The following is a 3867-nucleotide window of genomic DNA, read 5'->3' as shown; positions in this document are numbered from 1 at the left end:
GCGGGTTCGCCGGTGGGGCGCCCGGCGGCGCGCCGCGTGCGGCTGCGACCCCGGTTGGTGGTCGGGTCTTCTGTCATCTGATGACTCCTGCTCTGTGCAGCAGCGACGCCAACGCGTCCTGTTGCTCGGTGGTGGGTGGTAACTGCGGGAGTCGCGGCGCTCCGGCCGGGATCCCGAGAAGTTCTAGAGCTGCTTTGGACATCGACACGCCACCGAGAGCCCGTTGGGCGTCGAAGAGCGGGAGGAGTCCGAGGTTGATGTGACGCGCGGTGTCGATGTCGCCCGCGAGGAACGCACGGCGCAGTTTCACGAGATGCGCGGCGGCCACGTGGCCGATCACGCTGACGAAACCGCTGGCTCCCACGGCCAACCACGGGAGGTTGAGCTGGTCATCTCCCGAGTAGTAGACGAGGTCACAGTGGGACATCACGGTGACCGCGTCATGGAAGTCACCCTTGGCGTCCTTGACGGCGACGATATTGGGGTGGGACGACAGCCCGATGAGCGTCTCCGCCTGTATCGGGACCACCGACCTCGGTGGGATGTCGTAGAGCATCACCGGTCGATCGGTGGCGTCGGCGACCGCCCGGAAATGGGCGTCGAGGCCGGCCTGGGTGGGCTTGGAATAGTACGGCGTCACCACGAGCATGCCGTGCGCACCGACTGACGCCGCCTGCCGCGCGAGGTGCACGGAATGCGCGGTGTCGTATGTCCCGACCCCGGCGACCACGAACGCCCTGTCCCCCACCGCGGCCAGAACGGCTTCGAGAACCGCGATCTTCTCCGCGTCCGTGGTGGTGGGCGACTCTCCCGTGGTCCCGGAGACGACGAGACCGTCGCACCCGGAGTCCACGAGGTGCTGCGCGACACACGCGACGGTCCTCAGGTCGACGTAGCCATCGGACCCGAAGGGAGTGACCATCGCCGTGAGCACCGTGCCGAACGGAGTGGGGCGCCCGGGCGGGGAGAGTGCCTGTCGACCGTCCGCCGACGTCGGGCCCCCTGTGGTCACGTGTGTCATGGCCTCCCAGACTACCCTCAGACCACGGGAAGTCCCGATTCCGACCCGGCGTTACGGATCACCCCTCCAGGACGTAGGGACTCACCGCGATCTCCGAACCGTCCTCGAGCGAGGTGATCTCGAAGTCTGCGAACACCGCCGGCGCAGCCGCGCGTAGTTGCCGCAGGACGTCGATGGCCAGCCCGCGGATCTCGGTGTCCGCGTGCTCGGTCGCCCTCATCCCGATGAAGTGGCGCCACGAGCGGTAGTTGCCGGTGACCACGATCCGGGTCTCGGTCGCGTTGGGCAACACCGAACGCGCGGCCTGTCGCGCCTGCTTGTGCCGCAACATCGGGTTGGGAACGTCGGCGAATCTCTCCTCGAGCTTGGAGAGCATCTCCGCATACGCCTCCCGGGACGCGTCGGTCGCCCGGCGGAAGATCTCCACCAGTTCCGGGTCCTCCGCGATCGCCGGCGGGGGCACCACCTTCGAATCGTGCTCCGGGACGAACCGCTGCGACAGCTGACTGTAGGAGAAGTGTCGGTGCCTGATGAGTTCGTGGGTGCACGATCTGGAGATGCCCGTGATGTAGAACGTCACACTCGCGTGCTCGAACACCGAGAGGTGCCCCACCTCGAGAATGTGCCTCAGGTAGCCGGCGTTCGACGCCGTGCGCGGATTGGGCTTGTCCCAGCTCTGATAACAGGCCCGACCCGCGAACTCGGCCAGTGCGGATCCGCCGTCGGCGTCCGTCTCCCACCCGATCTCGTCGGGTGGCGTGAACGCGGTGTGCGCGACCATGCGGACCTGCCGCCGGACGAGCTCGGACATGGTGGACTCCTCGTGGTGTCGTGTCGCCCGGCGGGTCAGCCGAGAAGGTGTGCGGCCACCGTCGCGGCGATCTCGGACGCGGCGTCGAGATCCTCGCCGCCGGGCTCGCCGGTCAGATGAAGGGCCGGCGCCACCGGTCGCAGATCCCACCCGGTGGTGATCCGCTCGACCGAGGTGACGGCCCCCGACGTGTCGTCGTCCCCGTGCACGCACAGTGCGAAGGGCCGACCGGCCACGGCGCCCTCGCACGTGTAGTAGGTGCGGTCGAAGAAGTGCTTGAGCGCACCTGACATGTAACCGAAGTTCGCCGGGGTGAGCAGGACGTATCCGTCCGCCCGGAGTACGTGGTCGTCGGTCGTGGCCAGAGCGGGTACCGACTCCACCTCGACTCCCTCGAGTTCGGGATGCGCGAGCCCGCGCTCCAGGGCTTCCAGTATGCGGCGGAGCCTCGGGGACGGTGCGTGGTGGACCAGGAGAACGGCGCTCATCGCTGATCCCGGGCACCGGAGGTGTCCGCCTCGTGCAGAGTGATGGCCACCCGCATGATCTCCCGGGCGCGGGCGCGGTCGCCCGCATGGTCATACGCCCGGGCCAGACGATAGTTGGTGCGCCAGTCGTCCGGGGCCGCCTGGTACTCGGCACTGACCCGGTCGAACAGCTCATCCGCCGCGGCGTGCTCGAGACGCCCGGAGGGACGGTGGTCCAGGGTGGAGACGTCGAGCTCTATTCCCTCCGCGGCGGCGGCGGCGGAGATCTTCTGGAGTTCGAACCCGTTCCGCAGGATCGCCCACGTCGCCCAAGCCCCGACGGCGGTCAGCAGGATGATCCCGACCCCGAGCCCACGCATGGCGAGGTACTCGGATCGGCTGACCATGGACCACCCGAGGTACAGCAGGTACCCGAACGCCACCACCAGACCGACCGCGGTGAGGGCCATGACCAGGGGCTTGACGACTCTGTCCACGGTCGGCCTACAGATCCATGAAGGCGTCGAGCCCCACGGTGAGTCCGGGCACACGCGAGATGGAGCGCACCCCCAGGAGGACGCCGGGCGCGAAGGAGGAGCGGTCGAGGGAATCGTGCCGGATCGTCAGGGTCTCCCCCTGGGTCCCCAGGATCACCTCCTGGTGCGCGACCAGGCCGGTCACCCGGACCGAGTGCACCCTCACCCCACCGACGTCGGCGCCCCGCGCCCCCTCCAGCTCCGTGGAGGTGGCGTCCGGGCATGGTCCCATCCCGGCGGCGGTGCGGGCGGTGGCCATCATCTCGGCGGTGCGGTGTGCCGTTCCCGACGGGGCATCGGCCTTGTTCGGGTGATGGAGTTCCACGATCTCGGCCGAGGGGAAGTACCTGGCGGCCTGGACAGCGAAGCGCATCATGAGGATCGCTCCGATGGCGAAGTTGGGTGCCACGAGGACCCCGGTGTCCGCATGAGACGAGAGCAACCCCCGCAGGGTGTCCAGACGTTCGTCGGTGAATCCGGTCGTGCCGACCACCGCGTGGATGCCGTGCGTGATGCAGAACTCGAGGTTGTCCATCACCACGTCGGGGTGGGTGAAGTCGACGACCACCTCCGCTCCGGCATCGGTGAGCATCCCCAGGGGGTCACCGTGGTCCACCTCGGCGACGAGTTCGAGGTCCTCCGCCGCGCGGACCGCCTCGCAGATCGCCGTGCCCACCTTGCCGCGTGCACCGAGCACACCGACCTTCGTCACCGTCATCGTCTCCTCAGTCTCCTCACTGGTCGCCGACCCGCCCACCAGCCTATCCGCCCACCCGGGCCAGGAGACCCGCCGCACCCTCGGTGCCGGGCATGCCCGGACCCACGGCCGCCAGACACCACGGAGCGACCTCGCCCGTCCAGTAGTCCGCGACGTCGTCGCGGCGCACCGCGCGCAGGCGGGACAGCGAGTCGGCGACGGTCACCACCGCGTCGCGGTCCAGCAGGTGGCGGCCGATCCGCGTCATCCGCGACAGGGGATCGTCCAACCCCAGCCGGATCGACCCGGTGAGGTGCCCGATCGCCCGGTCCACA

Annotated in this window: 5 protein-coding genes and 1 pseudogene; all 6 read right to left on the bottom strand. The window is 69.0% G+C overall.

Annotated elements, in window-relative coordinates; translation table 11 throughout:
- Window positions 1–73 precede the first annotated feature (73 nt).
- On the bottom strand, window positions 74–1021 hold the full coding sequence (gene dapA / locus G6019_RS15080; RefSeq protein WP_182612278.1) for a 4-hydroxy-tetrahydrodipicolinate synthase: 948 nt from the start codon (window positions 1019–1021) through the stop codon (window positions 74–76).
- Between the two features lie 58 nt (window positions 1022–1079).
- Complete coding sequence (gene thyX, locus G6019_RS15075) at window positions 1080–1832, bottom strand: FAD-dependent thymidylate synthase (RefSeq protein ID WP_107756604.1); 753 nt, start codon at window positions 1830–1832, stop codon at window positions 1080–1082.
- A gap of 35 nt (window positions 1833–1867) precedes the next feature.
- The gene (locus G6019_RS15070; RefSeq protein ID WP_107756605.1) at window positions 1868–2320 is read right to left on the bottom strand and encodes a flavodoxin family protein; all 453 of its coding nucleotides are present in this window, start codon (window positions 2318–2320) and stop codon (window positions 1868–1870) included.
- Entirely contained in the window at window positions 2317–2796 is a 480-nt protein-coding gene (locus G6019_RS15065) for a hypothetical protein (RefSeq protein ID WP_107756606.1), read from the bottom strand. The genes G6019_RS15070 and G6019_RS15065 overlap by 4 nt, the downstream gene beginning before the upstream one ends.
- Before the next feature lie 7 nt (window positions 2797–2803).
- Window positions 2804–3553 carry a 4-hydroxy-tetrahydrodipicolinate reductase gene (dapB, locus tag G6019_RS15060; RefSeq protein WP_107758104.1) on the bottom strand — a complete coding sequence of 250 codons (750 nt, stop codon included), beginning with the start codon at window positions 3551–3553 and terminating at the stop codon, window positions 2804–2806.
- A 43-nt stretch (window positions 3554–3596) separates the two neighbouring features.
- Window positions 3597–3867, bottom strand: a pseudogene (locus G6019_RS15055) (M16 family metallopeptidase); the annotation flags it as partial.

It is taken from the genome of Dietzia sp. DQ12-76 (assembly GCF_014145045.1).
Taxonomy (GTDB): Bacteria; Actinomycetota; Actinomycetes; order Mycobacteriales; family Mycobacteriaceae; genus Dietzia.
The sequence above is the reverse complement of the archived record's forward strand: the minus strand, read 5'-3'. Positions and strand labels throughout refer to the sequence as shown.

Coding starts and splice junctions, on each gene's coding strand:
- dapA (WP_182612278.1), bottom strand. CDS start 1,021: ATGACACACGTGACCACAGGGGGCCCGACGTCGGCGGACGGTCGACAG.
- thyX (WP_107756604.1), bottom strand. CDS start 1,832: ATGTCCGAGCTCGTCCGGCGGCAGGTCCGCATGGTCGCGCACACCGCG.
- G6019_RS15070 (WP_107756605.1), bottom strand. CDS start 2,320: ATGAGCGCCGTTCTCCTGGTCCACCACGCACCGTCCCCGAGGCTCCGC.
- dapB (WP_107758104.1), bottom strand. CDS start 3,553: ATGACGGTGACGAAGGTCGGTGTGCTCGGTGCACGCGGCAAGGTGGGC.